Here is a 16,607-nt window from a genome sequence, read left to right on the forward strand (position 1 = left end):
ACCAGGAAAATTCCAGGTATTTTCCTCACGCGCTAAGCCAGCTCCCCCTTTACTAAGGGAACAAAGCGCACAGCCTCCACGGTGTCGATAATAAATTCGCCTCCCCGACGACGCACCCGCTTTAAATACTGGTGCTCTTCCCCTACGGGTAAGACGAGAATGCCGCCTTCATCCAGTTGCGTCATTAACGCTGTCGGGATTTCGGGCGGTGCTGCCGTTACAATGATAGCGTCAAACGGCGCACGTGCTTGCCAACCTTGCCATCCATCACCGTGACGGGTTGAAACATTGTGTAAATCAAGATTTTTCAGACGTCTGCGCGCCTGCCACTGCAATCCTTTAATCCGCTCGACCGAGCATACATGCTGGACAAGATGTGCCAGAATTGCTGTTTGATATCCTGAACCAGTGCCGATCTCCAGCACTCGCGACTGCGGCGTCAGTTCAAGTAATTCAGTCATTCGCGCCACCATATACGGCTGCGAAATTGTCTGCCCCTGACCTATCGGCAACGCGATATTGTCCCAGGCTTTTTGTTCAAACGCTTCATCGATGAATTTTTCACGCGGCACGGCAGCAAGTGCATTAAGCACCTGCTCATCCTGAATACCTTGCGCACGTAATTGATCCAGAAGTGCTTGTACGCGTCTGCTTACCATTGCGTGCCAACTCCCACGCTGTTTAACCAGTCTGAAACCACATCTTGCGCGTTGTGCGCGGTTAAATCTACATGCAGCGGCGTGATGGAGACGTAGCCTTCATCTACCGCAGCAAAATCGGTCCCCGGACCGGCATCACACTTACCGCCCGGCGGGCCAATCCAGTACAGCGTATTACCGCGCGGATCCTGCTGCGGAATCACTTGATCTGCCGGATGTCGTGTACCGCAGCGAGTCACGCGGATACCTTTAATCTGATCCAGCGGTAAATCAGGTACGTTGATATTGAGAATACGTCCGGTACGCAGCGGCTCTTTACACAGTGCGCGCAAAATGGAACAGGTGACCGCTGCAGCAGTGTCGTAATGTTTATGCCCGTCAAGTGAAACGGCCAGCGCCGGAAAACCTAAATGACGGCCTTCCATCGCGGCGGCTACCGTGCCGGAATAAATAACATCATCACCCAGATTCGGCCCGGCGTTAATACCCGAAACCACAATATCCGGGCGCGGACGCATCAGAGCATTCACGCCAAGATAGACACAATCGGTCGGGGTTCCCATTTGCACGGCGATATCACCATTTTCAAAGGTAAACGTGCGCAGGGAGGATTCCAGCGTCAGGGAATTTGAAGCGCCGCTGCGGTTACGATCCGGGGCGACCACCTGAACGTCAGCAAACTCACGCAGAGCTTTCGCCAGCGTTTGTATACCGGGCGCATGTACCCCGTCATCATTACTCAGCAATATGCGCATAATCACCTGTTGTGTTGATAAGTTCCCTGACAACGCTGGTTGCAAAGCTTCCTGCCGGAAGCCAGAAACGGATTTCGACGGTGACGTCATCCCACCAGTTCCAGCTTAATTGTTGCGGATATAACAGCATCGCTCTGCGCGCCGCCTCAACTTTTTCGCGCAGCAGTAAGGCTTGTAATTCAGTTTCTTCGGCGACAGCTGCTTGTTCGAATGCCAGCGCCTCACGCTGGGTTCCCCATTCGCCGCTCCCCGGCATTGCAGCTGTAATTAACAACTCTTTATCGTTCACGCGACGCTGTAATTCCGCCAGTTCTTCGTTAGTTGCAACAAACCAGCTGCCGCGCCCGGCTAATTGTAGCGCATCACCGTCAACAACCTGATTAACTTCTGCTTTTTTGAGACGCTCAGCAACAATCTGATTAAACAACGCACTACGAGCTGCCGACAACCAAAAACTACGCTTATTGCGATCGCGCACCGGAGTATTGGTTTGCGCCCAGCGCAACGCGCCCTGCAAATTACTACCACCAATACCAAAACGTTGCGCGCCAAAGTAATTCGGTACACCTTTCACGCAAATATCGATCAATCGCTGTTCAACGTCATCACGATTGCTCACTTCTCGCAGCACCAGGGTAAAGGCATTGCCTTTCAGCGCCCCTAAACGCAGTTTACGTTTGTGGCGCGCATACTCCAGTACCTGGCAGCCTTCCAGTTGAAACGCGCTCAGATCAGGCATCTCTTTGCCCGGTACCCGAGCGCATAACCATTGTTCCGTAACGGCATGTTTGTCTTTCTGCCCGGCGAAACTGACTTCGCGGGCATGAATTTTCAGGAATTTCGCCAGTGCGTCGGCCACAAAACGGGTATTGCAGCCGTTTTTGAGGATTCGCACCAGGATATGCTCACCTTCACCATCAGGCTCAAAGCCTAAATCTTCCACCACCACAAAGTCTTCCGGGTTGGCTTTCAGCAGCCCGGTTCCTTGCGGTTTGCCGTGGAGGTAAGTGAGATTATCAAATTCAATCATTTTGTTGCCTTAATGAGTAGCGCCACCGCTTCACAGGCAATCCCTTCCCCACGTCCGGTAAATCCGAGTTTTTCCGTAGTAGTGGCTTTCACGTTAACATCATCCATATGGCAGCCGAGATCTTCGGCAATAAACACGCGCATTTGTGGAATATGTGGCAGCATCTTCGGTGCCTGAGCGATGATAGTGACATCGACGTTGCCGAGGGTATAGCCCTTCGCCTGAATGCGTCGCCAAGCTTCGCGCAGCAGCTCGCGGCTGTCAGCGCCTTTAAATGCGGGATCTGTATCCGGGAATAGCTTGCCGATATCCCCCAGCGCCGCTGCACCAAGTAATGCATCGGTCAGCGCGTGCAGCGCCACGTCGCCATCAGAATGTGCCAGCAGTCCTTTTTCATAAGGGATGCGCACGCCACCAATGATAATTGGGCCTTCGCCGCCAAAGGCGTGAACATCAAAACCGTGTCCAATTCGCATTATGTATTCTCCTGATGGATGGTTCGGGTGAGGTAAAATTCGGCAAGCGCCAAATCTTCCGGGCGCGTGACTTTAATGTTATCTGCTCGGCCTTCGACAAGCTGTGGATGAAAACCACAGTATTCCAGCGCTGAGGCCTCATCGGTAATGGTAGCGCCTTCATTTAAAGCGCGCGTCAGGCAGTCATGTAACAGCTCACGAGGGAAAAATTGCGGCGTCAGCGCGTGCCATAAGTCGTTGCGATCAACGGTATGAGCGATGGCATTTTTGCCCGGTTCGGCGCGTTTCATGGTATCGCGCACCGGTGCGGCAAGAATCCCCCCCGTGCGGCTGGTTTCGCTCAACGCCAACAGACGCGCGAGGTCATCCTGATGCAGACAAGGGCGAGCGGCGTCATGCACCAGTACCCACTGCGCGTCGCCAGCGGCTTTCAGACCAGCCAGCACGGAATTAGCACGCTCTTCACCACCATCAACAACGGTGATTTGCGGATGATTCGCCAGAGGAAGTTGAGCAAAGCGGTTATCGCCAGGGCTTATTGCAATGACGACACGTGTCACCCGGGGATGCGCCAGCAGCGCATGCACCGAGTGTTCAAGAATGGTTTGATTACCGATTGAGAGATATTGCTTAGGACATTCCGTTTGCATTCGGCGGCCAAATCCGGCCGCCGGAACCACGGCGCAAACATCCAAATGAGTGGTTGCCATGTTAATTCCTGGGCTGATTTATCGATTGTTTTGCCCCGCAGACTGCGCGCGCTTCGACGCGTCAGGCACCAGACGATAAAAAGTTTCGCCCGGCCTGGTCATGCTGAGTTCATTACGCGCACGCTCTTCGAGCGCCTCCTGGCCGCCATTGAGATCGTCAATTTCGGCAAAAAGCTGATCGTTTCGCGCTTTAAGTTTCGCGTTTGTAGCTTGCTGTGCCGCCACATCATCATTGACGCGGGTATAGTCATGTATACCGTTCTTACCGAACCACAGCGAATACTGTAGCCAGACCAGAATAGCCAGCAACAGCAGCGTTAGTTTACCCATCCTGCCCCCTGAAAAACGGCATCCTCATCCCATGCATCCGAAGACGACTCTACATCCTCTGTTGGGGATACCGCGACAACGCGGGCAAATGTACCACATTTGTCCACTGTTACGTATACCCAGGGCGCGCAGAACATAATCTCATTATTGGTTACGGTTTGAATTATGGACAGAATGAACAGGAAAGAACAGATTAGCCCAACAACCACATAAACAGTGCACCAAACATAATGCCAACGGTGATAAAAGTGAAAACAATACTGTAGCGTAATTTTCCGTCCATCAAGGAGTGCAGCGCAATACCTACCACCACCGCAACAGGCATTAGCGCCAGAAAGAAAGGCCAGGTGTAGATAAAGAAAAACAGCGTGTTAGAGCCATAAATTAACATCGGAATCGCCAGTGCACACAGCCAGGAGACAAAACCGACCACGGCCCCAGGTAGCGACCATATGGTTTCTTCGTCCTCGGTAAGGCTAGCACTATTTGTTAGTGTAATGTTATGGCTATTACGCATATCTGATCCTGTTACTTTGACGAACCGGGCATGAAAACCCGGTGGTGTCTCAGGATCTGATAATATCGTTCTGTCTCAGTAGGTCTAATAATTGCTGAACCAAATTTGTTACTAATTGTTCACCATTGAGATGAATTTCTGCCGATTCAGGCGCTTCGTAAACGGAGTCTATTCCCGTAAAGTTGCGCAGTTCACCGGCACGCGCTTTCTTATACAAGCCTTTTGGATCTCGGGCTTCACAAATCGCCAGTGGCGTATCGACAAATACTTCGATAAACCGTCCTTCCCCTACACGTTCACGAACCATCTGACGTTCGCCACGGTGTGGGGAAATAAATGCAGTTAGCACCACCAGTCCGGCTTCAACCATTAAATTCGCCACTTCACCTACCCGGCGGATATTTTCTTTACGATCGGCATCGCTAAAACCGAGATCGCTACATAAACCGTGGCGAACGTTGTCGCCATCCAGCAAATACGTACTGACCCCGAGTTTATGCAGTGCTTCTTCCAGCGCACCCGCGACGGTTGATTTACCGGAACCGGAGAGGCCGGTAAACCACAGTACAACACCACGATGACCGTGGTGTTGCTCGCGTTGTTGCGGTGTAACTGGATGGCTATGCCAGACGACGTTTTCGTCATGCAGCGCCATTATTTACCTCCCAGTAAATCGCGCGCGCCCCAGTGCGGGAAGTGGCGGCGTACTAACGCATTCAGTTCCAGCTCGAACGCGCTAAATTCCGACGGCGCAACGGCGGCCTCGTTTTTCGGCTCATGCACCATACCGGCACCAACAGTCACGTTGCTCAGGCGATCGATAAAAATCAGCCCACCCGTCACCGGATTTTGTTGATAACGATCTAACACCAGCGGCTCGTCAAAGGTGAGATCCACGAGGCCGATCCCATTCAGTGGCAGGTTTTCAACTTCGCGTTGGGTAAGGTTATTAATATCAACCTGATAACGAATGCCATCAACACGAGCACGCGTCTTCTTACCGGCAATTTTGATGTCGTAGCTCTGCCCAGGGGAAAGTGGCTGTTCCGCCATCCATACCACATCAACTGACGCGCTCTGCACTGCCGGTAACGCTTCATCTGCTGTCAACAGCAGATCGCCACGGCTGATGTCGATCTCGTCCGTCAGCACCAGGGTGATCGCTTCTCCAGCAAAAGCTTCTTCGCGATCGCCATCAAAAGTGACGATCCGCGCGATGTTTGACTCCACGCCAGAGGGCAGCACTTTGACACGTTGCCCGACTTGCACGCTGCCGGAAGCCAGCGTTCCGGCATAGCCACGAAAATCGAGATTCGGGCGGTTAACGTACTGAACCGGGAAGCGCATCGGCTGGGCATCAACCACTCGCTGAATCTCCACGGCTTCCAGCACTTCGAGCAATGTCGGTCCGCTGTACCACGGCATACTTTCGCTTTGCGAAGCCACATTGTCGCCTTCCAGCGCAGAGAGCGGTACAAAACGAATATCCAGATTGCCCGGCAATTGTTCGGCAAAAGTCAGGTAGTCTTCACGAATGCGGGTGAATGTCTCTTCACTGTAATCCACCAGATCCATTTTGTTGATCGCTACGACCAGATGTTTGATCCCCAACAGCGTGGAGATAAAACTGTGACGACGGGTTTGATCGAGCACGCCTTTACGGGCATCGATCAATAAGATCGCCAGCTCACACGTTGACGCGCCGGTCGCCATATTGCGGGTGTACTGCTCATGCCCAGGGGTGTCGGCGATAATAAATTTACGCTTCTCGGTGGAGAAATAGCGATAAGCCACATCTATAGTGATGCCCTGTTCGCGTTCCGCTTGCAGGCCATCCACCAGCAACGCCAGATCCAGTTTTTCGCCCTGAGTGCCGTGACGTTTACTGTCGTTATGCAGTGATGAGAGCTGATCTTCGTAGATTTGGCGGGTATCGTGCAGCAGGCGACCAATCAGGGTACTTTTGCCGTCATCGACGCTACCACAGGTCAGAAAACGCAGCAGGCTTTTATGTTGTTGCGCAATCATCCAGGCTTCGACGCCGCCTTCATTGGCGATTTGTTGTGCAAGTGCGGTGTTCATCTTAAAAATACCCCTGACGTTTTTTCAGCTCCATAGAGCCTGCCTGGTCGCGGTCAATCACGCGCCCCTGACGCTCACTGGTGGTGGAGACCAGCATCTCTTCGATGATCTCCGGCAGCGTTTGTGCATTTGACTCCACCGCACCGGTCAGCGGCCAGCAGCCCAACGTGCGAAAGCGAACCATCCGTTTTTTAATCACTTCACCCGGTTGCAGGTCAATACGGTTGTCATCAATCATCATCAACATACCGTCGCGTTCCAGAACCGGACGTTCAGCGGCGAGATACAGCGGAACAATGTCGATATTTTCCAGCCAGATGTATTGCCAGATATCCTGCTCGGTCCAGTTAGAGAGCGGGAAAACGCGGATGCTTTCGCCTTTGTTGATCTGCCCGTTATAGTTGTGCCACAACTCCGGGCGCTGGTTTTTCGGATCCCAGCGATGAAAGCGGTCACGGAAAGAGTAGATTCGTTCTTTAGCGCGGGACTTCTCTTCATCGCGACGTGCGCCACCGAAAGCGGCATCAAAACCGTATTTATTCAGTGCCTGTTTCAAACCTTCGGTTTTCATAATGTCGGTATGTTTGGCGCTGCCGTGCACGAACGGGTTAATCCCCATCGCCACGCCTTCCGGGTTTTTATGTACCAGCAACTCGCAGCCGTAAGCTTTCGCCGTACGATCGCGGAACTCATACATCTCGCGGAATTTCCAGCCGGTATCGACATGCAGCAGTGGGAACGGCAGCGTACCAGGATAAAACGCCTTGCGCGCCAGATGCAGCATGACGCTGGAATCTTTGCCGATGGAGTAGAGCATCACCGGATTTGAGAATTCTGCCGCCACCTCGCGAATAATGTGGATGCTTTCCGCCTCCAGTTGCCGCAGGTGGGTAAGTCGTTTTTGATCCATAACCGTTCCTTTGCAATACCGCTATTTTCTTGCCATCAGATGTTTCGACTATAGGGAGCCCAGGAGAACGAATGAAATTACCAATTGGAATGAGTAGTTCCTTAACGGAATAACGCTTTGGCAAAGCAAATATCAAAAAGTGCTTAAGCTACCGAATTTCGGGCGTTTAGGAAGATTTGAAATTGTTTTAGCGCAGCGGCAGTTTCATACTATGGCGGTAAAAATTTTGCATGGTATTTAAGGACTCACTATGTTTTCCGCATTGCGCCACCGTACCGCTGCCCTGGCGCTCGGCGTATGCTTTATTCTCCCCGTTCACGCCTCATCACCTAAGCCTGGTGATTTTGCCAATACACAGGCGCGACATATTGCCACTTTCTTTCCGGGACGCATGACCGGAACACCCGCAGAAATGTTATCTGCCGATTATATTCGGCAACAGTTTCAGCAAATGGGTTACCGCAGTGATATTCGAACATTTAATAGCCGATATATTTATACCGCACGTGATAACCGCAAAAACTGGCACAACGTGACGGGAAGTACGGTGATTGCCGCTCATGAAGGCAAAGCGCCGCAGCAGATCATCATTATGGCGCATCTGGATACCTATGCCCCGCAGAGCGACGCAGATGCAGATGCCAATCTTGGCGGGCTGACGTTACAAGGAATGGATGATAATGCCGCAGGTTTAGGTGTCATGCTGGAGCTGGCTGAACGCCTGAAAGATATTCCGACTGAGTATGGGATTCGTTTTATTGCCACCAGTGGTGAAGAGGAAGGGAAATTAGGTGCTGAGAATTTACTCAAGCGCATGAGCGATACCGAAAAGAAAAATACTTTATTGGTGATTAACCTCGATAATCTGATTGTTGGCGATAAGCTGTATTTCAACAGTGGCGTAAAAACACCTGAAGCAGTAAGGAAATTAACGCGCGACCGGGCGCTGGCAATTGCCCGCAGTCATGGAATTGCCGCCACCACAAATCCAGGTTTGAATAAAAACTATCCGAAAGGCACTGGGTGTTGTAATGACGCAGAAATATTCGACAAAGCGGGCATTGCTGTACTTTCGGTGGAAGCGACAAACTGGAATCTTGGGAATAAGGATGGTTATCAGCAACGAGCAAAAACAGCCGCATTCCCTGCGGGAAATAGCTGGCATGACGTAAGACTGGATAATCAACAGCATATAGATAAGGCACTTCCTGGAAGAATAGAACGCCGCTGCCGTGATGTTATGCGGATAATGTTACCGTTGGTGAAGGAGCTGGCGAAGGCGTCTTGATGGGATTGAAAATGAGAGTTGGGAGTTCCCCGCTGGCGCGGGGAACACTATATCCGCACATTTGATCAAAAAGTTTTAGACGGTTTATCCCCGCTGGCGCGGGGAACACATATATGCACCGATATAAACTTTTAATTCTGACGGTTTATCCCCGCTGGCGCGGGGAACACATCCCCCCCCGAATGGCAGGGAGTGTTTTACGGTTTATCCCCGCTGGCGCGGGGAACACTGGCGGGTTGGTAACAATGAGCATGAAACGCCCGGTTTATCCCCGCTGGCGCGGGGAACACGTAATCACTTCGACCTTGATCCAGTTCGATGCCGGTTTATCCCCGCTGGCGCGGGGAACACGCCTCGGCAAACATTTAGCTACTTACAGAACGCGGTTTATCCCCGCTGGCGCGGGGAACACTGAGACGCTCCCGGATGAGGTTATACTGTACGCGGTTTATCCCCGCTGGCGCGGGGAACACTCCGGAAGGATTACACCGTAATCTCGCTCAGCCGGTTTATCCCCGCTGGCGCGGGGAACACATATAATGCAAGCATATATCACAGCAAAGGTGCGGTTTATCCCCGCTGGCGCGGGGAACACTTGTATGCACCCTCAAGCCAGTATCGGTATGACGGTTTATCCCCGCTGGCGCGGGGAACACCTCTGCCACTACTGGCGCAGAGAGTGAAGTGTCGGTTTATCCCCGCTGGCGCGGGGAACACATTCAGTGACTGCGCTGTCTCAGGTGATCGCACGGTTTATCCCCGCTGGCGCGGGGAACACGGTGCCACAATCTCCGCCCCGCCACCGACAACCGGTTTATCCCCGCTGGCGCGGGGAACACAAAATCGCGCCACTGAAAAACTACCTGCGCCGCGGTTTATCCCCGCTGGCGCGGGGAACACATCCGCGATGAAAGTCGCATTAACTCCGCAGGCGGTTTATCCCCGCTGGCGCGGGGAACACTTTCATATCCACCACCTGATTAATGCGTTCTGCGGTTTATCCCCGCTGGCGCGGGGAACACGAACTGGTGACTGAACTACATGATGAGCAACACGGTTTATCCCCGCTGGCGCGGGGAACACCCAATCATGACACCGAACGTATCAGCCGATCCCGGTTTATCCCCGCTGGCGCGGGGAACACTGAAGGCCGGATGTGGAAAGGCCCCGAGTCAACGGTTTATCCCCGCTGGCGCGGGGAACACGTGGACAAACTCAACATGATCCCCGGCGTTAACGGTTTATCCCCGCTGGCGCGGGGAACACGAGCGACTGGAGGGGGATGCGCGTCGTGTTGCCGGTTTATCCCCGCTGGCGCGGGGAACACGTCCACTGAAACAGGGCCGGCATCCCAGATTCGCGGTTTATCCCCGCTGGCGCGGGGAACACGTTTACCCGCCAGGCGAAGTGGTGTTCGTGGCCGGTTTATCCCCGCTGGCGCGGGGAACACTGTGGTATCCAGAATGATGGAAAATGCGGTTGCGGTTTATCCCCGCTGGCGCGGGGAACACCTGGCAGCACTCAACATGCTGGCAGAGCGTGGCGGTTTATCCCCGCTGGCGCGGGGAACACAGCAGCAGGACGCTCAAAGAGCCTGGAAGCAAGGTTTATCCCCGCTGGCGCGGGGAACACGGTGGTGATCATCCAGCTTTCCATCTGCCTGACGGTTTATCCCCGCTGGCGCGGGGAACACCTGACGGCATATCAGCGCGATCACCGGGCCGTCGGTTTATCCCCGCTGGCGCGGGGAACACATTAACCGGCGACACACAGATATTTTTATCGGCGGTTTATCCCCGCTGGCGCGGGGAACACGCCAGAAAGCCATACAAAGCGAATTTCAAAGGTGGTTTATCCCCGCTGGCGCGGGGAACACTTGCTAAACCACGAAATTCTGATCCCTGCCGCAGGTTTATCCCCGCTGGCGCGGGGAACACACTAAGCATACATAACTGTTTTTAAACAACTTTATTTCACATCAACAATCTACCAACCAAATTAAAACATTTCCTTAATTTTAAAGAACGGATAACTTATTGATTATCAACAGGAAGAAACGAAACCAACCGTAACCCATCCAAATCCACCGGAATACGTCTGTTTTCACCCCAGGTCTGAAATTCAAAACCCGACTCGGTATTGGTCGCCCAGGCCATTACCACATTTCCGCAACCTGCCAGTTGAGAGATTTGCTGCCAGATCATCTCCCGAATACGTTTGGACGTATCTCCGACATAAACACCGGCACGCACTTCCAGGAGCCAGATCGCGAGCCGTCCACGTAAGCGCGGCGGGACATTTTCTGTAACAACGACGACCATACTCATCCGCCGCGTCCCCGGTGACCGCTATCGCCCAGCGTTTCAGGTTCAGGGATGGCAGGCGGCAACATATCCGGCGCGGGTTGTGGTGGTTCAATTTCACCTGCGGCAAGCACTTCCTCGATTAACGGAATTAATTTGCCCGTTAACTTACTGCTACGGAAAATATCACGACAGGCCAACCTGACTTCTTTATCTGGTTCTGCGGGTTGCCTCGCTGCTATTTCAAATGCCTTTGGCACAACCGAATCAAATTTAATGATATCGGCTATGTCATAAACAAATGAAAGCGGTTTGCCACTATGGATAAAACCAATAGCGGGCGCATATCCCGCAGCTAATACTGCCGCTTCAGATATACCGTACAGGCATGATGTGGCAGCACTGATGCAGCGATTGACAACATCGCCTTTTTCCCAGTCTTTAGGATCGTATTTGCGACCATTCCATTTCACACCATATTGTTTCGCCAGTAATGCATACGTCTGGCGAACGCGGGATCCCTCAATTCCCCGTAGCTGCTCCACTGAACGGCGAGCTGGTGGTGGCTCACGAAAACGTAATTCATACATTTTGCGCACCACCTTCAGCCGTAAATCTTCCGTTAAAGCAAGCTTTTCCTGGTAGAGTAATTTATCTGCCCGCGCCCCACCGGGTTGTCCGGAAGAGTAAACGCGAACGCCCGCTTCACCGACCCAGACCAGCAGTGTTCCCACCGTGGCGGCCAGATGCACCGCCGCGTGGGAAACTCTCGTTCCTGGTTCGAGCATAATGCACGCGACCGATCCCACCGGAATATGCGTGCGGATCCCGGTTTTGTCGATCAGCACGAAAGCGCCGTCCAGTACGTCGATTTGACCGTACTGGAGGAAGATCATAGAGGTGCGATCTTTTAACGGGATCGGACTCAGTGGTACAAACGTCACGCCTCTGCTCCGGGTTTGATCAGCATCAGACCACAGCCGAACGCGCGGCTTTTGCCATACCCCTGGCTCAGACGTTGCAGAAATAACCCGGGATCGGTGACCGTAAGCATCCCCGTATAATCCACACTACTGAACTGGATCAGTTGCCGGGCGTTTTCCCGCCGCAGTTGTTGTTGTCGGTAGGCATCAACCGAGGTATCCAGTAGTGTAAAACCACTTCTTTCCCCCTGCGCTGCCAGCCAGTCCAGCGCCGCCTGTTGTTGATGCAACCAGACATCACTTCCTTCCGCCTGTCCCCTCACCTGCCGTTTCGCCTCCATCAGCAGATCGTGGCGCTTACCCGCTTTACAGATTGTTGGATTCGCCCGCAGGTTGAAACAAAGTTGTTGTCCGGTACGCAACTCGGGCACAAATGACCGGCATTCGATGGTGAACGTTTCACTTTCCGCCGGGCGTTCCTGCGAGAGGACAAAAAAGCGAAACGCCCCCTGGAGTTCTTCCCGACGATAAAGAAATGGCCTTTCTTTGCCGCCAGGGAAGAGATCCCATAGCCACTGATGCATCACATATTCCCCGCGATCCACCAGATGCAACAACTGCGCAGGCGAAAGCTGGCCGGTATTTAAGGTTATTCTTGAGAGGTACATGGTTCCTCCTTGCTGAGCCACGGCCCCTGATTGACGGTGCGTTCCCCAAACAGCCACTGCTGACGATTTAAAGGAACATCCCGGCGGCGTAATCTTTTGCTCGCAACCAGCCCCTCGTGCTCCCCTTCCCACCAGCATTCATCCTGAAGTTTCGGGAGTGATACTTTCAGGTCGTGGAAACGATCCTGATACTGGAGGTATGCGTTACGTAAGACATCAGACGCGCTGCCTTCGAGCAGTAACGGCGCAAGTGGTAATGCCAGCGGATGACTTTTTCGCCCCAGATAAAGCGGAAAAACCGGATGACGTAAACCATCCTGTAATTGCTTGAGACTGTATGGCGCATCGGTAGTTTTTGCCACAGCCACCATCCACCAGGCATCGGTGTAGTAGTCGCGCCGGGAGATAATCGCGCTCAGAAGAGCAGGATCGCTCAACTCTTCGCGACGGCTGAAATAACGCGCTTTACGCACCTCTTTTGGCATCTGGATCGTGTGATAATCTCGTGCCCAGCGCGGGTTATGGCTGGCGCAAACCACCAGTGAATAGTGGCGATTAAACGCGTTTAAGCGTTCAGTGTCATCACGTCGGATCCCTACGCCAGCAGCCAGCAGCCCCAGCAATGCTGAGCGCGAAGGCAGTTCATGGGTATGACGCACTTCACCGGGGGCATCGACGCCCCAGGATGCCATCGGCCCATGAAGCTGAAAAATCAGATATTGGCTCATAAGCCGCCCCTTACGCGCAGATAAAGTCCAGTACGTCCTTCATGCTTCCCTGTTTGTTCATCACGTCAAAACTTACGCATTCAGTCTTCTGTTCGTAGACTGTATTCATGTTTTCACGAAGCGTTGTAATACGCTGCACCGCCACATCTAACTGACGGGTACCATTGATCGGTTCATAAAAAGCCGCCGCCAGAGAGCGCGGTTGTTCGGTACCTTTTTCTGCCAGCGCCCAGGAGGCGTAGGCACGGCTGGCAAAGCTGTTTTGTTTACCGGTGGGGGAGACTTTAAGCGCGGCTTCCGTAAAGGCGTGTATGGTCTGATTAGCCAATGCTTCGTCACCGCCAAGGTTTTCTACCAGCCGATCTTTATCGATACAGATATAGGTGTAGAAAAGTGCTGAGCCGAACCCGGTTTCTCCTAGATGCCCGGCACCGGCATCTTCAGAGGCCTGGCGCAAATCATCAACGGCGGTAAAAAAATCATCTTCGACAATCGTTTCACTGACACCAAATGCATGCGCTACCTGGCAGGCAGCTTCAACATTAAATTCGGGTTTATTCGCCAGCATACGACCAAACATAGCGATATCTACCGCCATACGGTCTTTACGTAACAAAGCGAGATCTTCCTCTTTTGGCGCGCGCTTTTCTTCTGCCAGTTGATGGGCCAGCGCTTTTACGGCGTCAAATTCTGCCGGGCTGATATGGACTAACTGTTCAGTTTCGGCGTTACTGAGCGGATCTTTTGGTTTTTTGTCATTTTTAGCTTTTCCAAGATAATCCGCAATTTTTGCCGCCCATTCGATGGCTTTTTTATCTTCGATTCCTTTCTCAATCAGGATAGTTGCCGCCTCACGCGCGATACGCCCACTGCGAATACCAATATGGCCCGCCAGCGCCTGTTCAAAAAGTGCAGAAGTGCGCCATGCACGTTTAAGACTTTGCGAAGAAACGCGCAGACGCGTTGCGCCACCCAGCACCACAGTTTTCGGCGCACCGGTGTCATCACGGTTAAGGTTGGCAGCAGGGTAAGCGGTTAACAAATGAAGCTGAATAAATGTTGTCATGAGATAGTCCTTTATTGATTTTGTTCGTTATCGGCGTCGCCAGCCTGGTAATATTCCAGTGCCCAGCGAATACGGATAAATTCGGTTGGCCGCTGCTGGCGGCGGTGATGATTGAGCAGGTCGTCGCTCTCCTGGCACCAGCGGAAAATATCGTCTGCTAAAGAGATAAGATTGACGGAACCATTTAATAATTTGACCGCGCGACGTAACTGACGCAGTAAATCATCCGGGGTTTTTACTGCCGACAGGCGAGTAAAACGCCCCTCAGACATTACCGCCGCCAGCTGCGCGGCAAAAGGCTGCCGTTCATCAATAACTTTTACATTGGCGCTAACTGCGGCGACCAGCGCCAGTGCGGTAAAACGCCACTCTTGTGCTTCAATTTTCCACAAAGTGTGGGTCTGCATCAGCAGAGAACGAAACCCTTCTGACAAGCAAACATCATTAACCGTTGTGCTACGCCGCAGACTGGCACGATTGCCGCGTTTAGCCTGCAACTCTTCGTGCCATTTACGCAGCGTGGCTTTGTGCTCCTCTTTTACAATACTCATTCAGCAGCCTCCTGCTTTTTCTCCCTGGCGGCTTTAGCACTTTGCTTCTCCGCCGATGTTGTAAAATATTTCTTGCGCGCGGTCATGACGCGTTTTAAATCAACGGGCTCATAAGGATTGGTGAATACACGCTCGTCAAAATCCTGACGCGCGAATAACCAAATCTCCTTATTCCATTTGCTGAGTAATTCATCCGCATCCTGACCTTCTTCAATTTGGCGCACTAACCTCAGGAAGCGATGCTGAGTTTTGTTCCAGAAGTCGATATCCACAAAACTGAAATCACCCCGTGCACCTTTTGGATCGGAGAACCATGCTTCTTTCAATGCACTCCGTAACAGACTTAGAATTCGTGAAGCCGTTTGCGCAGCCAGCCGCAGTTTCGGTATCTGGCCTTCTTTTTTATTGAGTAACAGAGGGAAATGGTGTTCGTACCAACAGCGCGCTTTCATGTTGTCGAAATCATAGCCAAATCCCCACAGGCCCACTTTTGCCTGTTTCAGACTGCTGGCATTAAAGAGTTTCACCACCAGCGCGGGCAGTTCCGTATTGTTTTCTGATTTACCCATTGCGATAAGGCCTAACCAGTCGCGCCAGATTAAACCGCCCGGTTGTGGTTTGACCGAGTAAAACTCGCCCTCTTTAAGTGGTACACGGTAAGGCGTTAAGGGATGCTGCCACATGGCATAATTCGCACCGTAATTTTTGGTCGTCATCAGGCTCAGGAGCGCATCGCTGTGCTCACCGCAAATATCGCAGTTGCCAATTGAGGTTGTCTTAAAATCAATACGAATACGCCGCGGCATTCCCCAGTACGCCTGGAGTTTATTAACCTGATCATGGGTTACCACCGCACCGGCCAGTTCGCTGGTACGCGTCGGGCCAAGCCAGGGGAAAATCAGATCGTCAAATTTTTTGGGTAGCGGTAAGTCGGCTTCATCCTGCGGCATCACATTGAGCCACAGTTTGCGCCACAAGGGCGTTTGTTGATTACCCTGATATTCCTGTAATTCAATCAGAGTCGTCATCGGCCCACCACCGCGTAAACCGGTGCGATAGCCTTTGCCACCTGATGGCGCATTTAACTGTAGGGAGAACAGAGCTAACGCAGAACAATGAGGGCATACGTGTTCAGTCACGCCACGCTTAATAAAGTGGTCTTTATTAAACTTCGTTGTTTGAGCGCCGGGAATCTCAGGCAGTAGCGAAGCGACCTGAACTTTATCTCCGGTGAGCGCTTCAAAATCCTGCATAAATGAAGGGGAATCTGGCCCAAACTGGAAAGCGTGTTCTAACGACATCAATGCTTCCCGTAGCTTTTCAGCTTCCAGTCCGTCTTCCCAGATATCATCCCAACGACGTTGATCTTTTGGCGCGAAGCTGGTTTGTAATAGTCCCAACAAAAACTGCCATGCCGCCCCCTGGAGATCTGCCCGTGGCGCAGCGATATCGACAACATTTTCATCCGCCAGATCGACTGGCGCCAGTTTGCCTGTCGTTCCGTCTTTAAAACGAACAGGCAACCACGGGGAAGTAATTAAACTAGTAGGGTACATAACTATTCCTTATTAAAATCACCATCCATGGCATTTATCATCCCTTAAACTTTTA

The 16,607-nt window shown here is 52.4% G+C and carries 18 protein-coding genes and 1 CRISPR repeat array; of the genes, 1 reads left to right on the plus strand and 17 read right to left on the minus strand.

The window, feature by feature from the left end; all coding sequences use genetic code 11:
* Positions 1 to 32: 32 nt before the first annotated feature.
* The 10 genes from pcm to cysD form a co-directional block, all read right to left on the minus strand.
* Positions 33 to 659, minus strand: coding sequence for a protein-L-isoaspartate O-methyltransferase (pcm, locus tag FEM44_RS03605; RefSeq protein ID WP_000254703.1), 627 nt, complete (start codon positions 657 to 659; stop codon positions 33 to 35).
* Entirely contained in the window at positions 653 to 1,414 is a 762-nt protein-coding gene (surE, locus tag FEM44_RS03610; protein ID WP_001516955.1) for a 5'/3'-nucleotidase SurE, read from the minus strand. The genes pcm and surE overlap by 7 nt, the downstream gene beginning before the upstream one ends.
* Positions 1,395 to 2,444, minus strand: a complete 1,050-nt coding sequence (gene truD / locus FEM44_RS03615) for a tRNA pseudouridine(13) synthase TruD (protein WP_130259329.1) — start codon at positions 2,442 to 2,444, stop codon at positions 1,395 to 1,397. Before truD ends, surE begins: the two co-directional genes overlap by 20 nt.
* Positions 2,441 to 2,920: a 2-C-methyl-D-erythritol 2,4-cyclodiphosphate synthase gene (gene ispF / locus FEM44_RS03620; RefSeq protein ID WP_001219242.1), complete on the minus strand. Its 480-nt coding sequence runs from the start codon at positions 2,918 to 2,920 to the stop codon at positions 2,441 to 2,443. The genes truD and ispF overlap by 4 nt, the downstream gene beginning before the upstream one ends.
* On the minus strand, positions 2,920 to 3,630 hold the full coding sequence (gene ispD, locus FEM44_RS03625) for a 2-C-methyl-D-erythritol 4-phosphate cytidylyltransferase (RefSeq protein ID WP_135521281.1): 711 nt from the start codon (positions 3,628 to 3,630) through the stop codon (positions 2,920 to 2,922). The genes ispF and ispD overlap by 1 nt, the downstream gene beginning before the upstream one ends.
* 18 nt (positions 3,631 to 3,648) lie before the next feature.
* The gene (ftsB, locus tag FEM44_RS03630) at positions 3,649 to 3,960 is read right to left on the minus strand and encodes a cell division protein FtsB (protein WP_000517476.1); all 312 of its coding nucleotides are present in this window, start codon (positions 3,958 to 3,960) and stop codon (positions 3,649 to 3,651) included.
* Positions 3,961 to 4,153: 193 nt separating this feature from the next.
* Positions 4,154 to 4,477 (minus strand): DUF3561 family protein, encoded by a 324-nt coding sequence (locus FEM44_RS03635; RefSeq protein WP_135521279.1) that lies wholly within the window; start codon positions 4,475 to 4,477, stop codon positions 4,154 to 4,156.
* A gap of 49 nt (positions 4,478 to 4,526) precedes the next feature.
* On the minus strand, positions 4,527 to 5,132 hold the full coding sequence (gene cysC, locus FEM44_RS03640; protein ID WP_135487416.1) for an adenylyl-sulfate kinase: 606 nt from the start codon (positions 5,130 to 5,132) through the stop codon (positions 4,527 to 4,529).
* Complete coding sequence (gene cysN, locus FEM44_RS03645; protein WP_135521278.1) at positions 5,132 to 6,559, minus strand: sulfate adenylyltransferase subunit CysN; 1,428 nt, start codon at positions 6,557 to 6,559, stop codon at positions 5,132 to 5,134. The genes cysC and cysN overlap by 1 nt, the downstream gene beginning before the upstream one ends.
* A gap of 1 nt (position 6,560) precedes the next feature.
* Complete coding sequence (gene cysD, locus FEM44_RS03650) at positions 6,561 to 7,469, minus strand: sulfate adenylyltransferase subunit CysD (protein ID WP_000372392.1); 909 nt, start codon at positions 7,467 to 7,469, stop codon at positions 6,561 to 6,563.
* A 250-nt stretch (positions 7,470 to 7,719) separates the two neighbouring features.
* On the opposite strand from cysD, the gene iap reads away from it, so the two are divergent.
* A complete protein-coding gene (iap, locus tag FEM44_RS03655; protein ID WP_130214491.1) occupies positions 7,720 to 8,757 on the plus strand; it encodes an alkaline phosphatase isozyme conversion aminopeptidase in 1,038 nt (345 codons plus the stop codon).
* 19 nt (positions 8,758 to 8,776) lie between these two features.
* Positions 8,777 to 10,694: a CRISPR direct-repeat array (repeat unit 29 nt; unit sequence CGGTTTATCCCCGCTGGCGCGGGGAACAC).
* Positions 10,695 to 10,790: 96 nt separating this feature from the next.
* Here iap and cas2e read toward each other — a convergent pair.
* Genes cas2e through casA form a run of 7 tightly spaced genes read right to left on the minus strand, consistent with a single transcriptional unit; the run spans position 10,791 to position 16,552 of the window.
* Complete coding sequence (cas2e, locus tag FEM44_RS03660) at positions 10,791 to 11,084, minus strand: type I-E CRISPR-associated endoribonuclease Cas2e (RefSeq protein ID WP_000063170.1); 294 nt, start codon at positions 11,082 to 11,084, stop codon at positions 10,791 to 10,793.
* Positions 11,081 to 12,004: a type I-E CRISPR-associated endonuclease Cas1e gene (cas1e, locus tag FEM44_RS03665; protein WP_135521276.1), complete on the minus strand. Its 924-nt coding sequence runs from the start codon at positions 12,002 to 12,004 to the stop codon at positions 11,081 to 11,083. The genes cas2e and cas1e overlap by 4 nt, the downstream gene beginning before the upstream one ends.
* Positions 12,001 to 12,651: a type I-E CRISPR-associated protein Cas6/Cse3/CasE gene (gene cas6e, locus FEM44_RS03670; protein WP_135521274.1), complete on the minus strand. Its 651-nt coding sequence runs from the start codon at positions 12,649 to 12,651 to the stop codon at positions 12,001 to 12,003. Before cas6e ends, cas1e begins: the two co-directional genes overlap by 4 nt.
* The gene (gene cas5e / locus FEM44_RS03675) at positions 12,633 to 13,379 is read right to left on the minus strand and encodes a type I-E CRISPR-associated protein Cas5/CasD (protein ID WP_135521272.1); all 747 of its coding nucleotides are present in this window, start codon (positions 13,377 to 13,379) and stop codon (positions 12,633 to 12,635) included. Before cas5e ends, cas6e begins: the two co-directional genes overlap by 19 nt.
* A 10-nt stretch (positions 13,380 to 13,389) precedes the next feature.
* Complete coding sequence (cas7e, locus tag FEM44_RS03680) at positions 13,390 to 14,445, minus strand: type I-E CRISPR-associated protein Cas7/Cse4/CasC (protein ID WP_135521270.1); 1,056 nt, start codon at positions 14,443 to 14,445, stop codon at positions 13,390 to 13,392.
* A gap of 11 nt (positions 14,446 to 14,456) precedes the next feature.
* On the minus strand, positions 14,457 to 14,996 hold the full coding sequence (gene casB, locus FEM44_RS03685; RefSeq protein WP_000029321.1) for a type I-E CRISPR-associated protein Cse2/CasB: 540 nt from the start codon (positions 14,994 to 14,996) through the stop codon (positions 14,457 to 14,459).
* A complete protein-coding gene (gene casA / locus FEM44_RS03690) occupies positions 14,993 to 16,552 on the minus strand; it encodes a type I-E CRISPR-associated protein Cse1/CasA (protein WP_135521268.1) in 1,560 nt (519 codons plus the stop codon). The genes casB and casA overlap by 4 nt, the downstream gene beginning before the upstream one ends.
* Positions 16,553 to 16,607 lie beyond the last annotated feature (55 nt).

The organism is Escherichia sp. E4742 (genome assembly GCF_005843885.1).
Classification (GTDB): domain Bacteria; phylum Pseudomonadota; class Gammaproteobacteria; order Enterobacterales; family Enterobacteriaceae; genus Escherichia.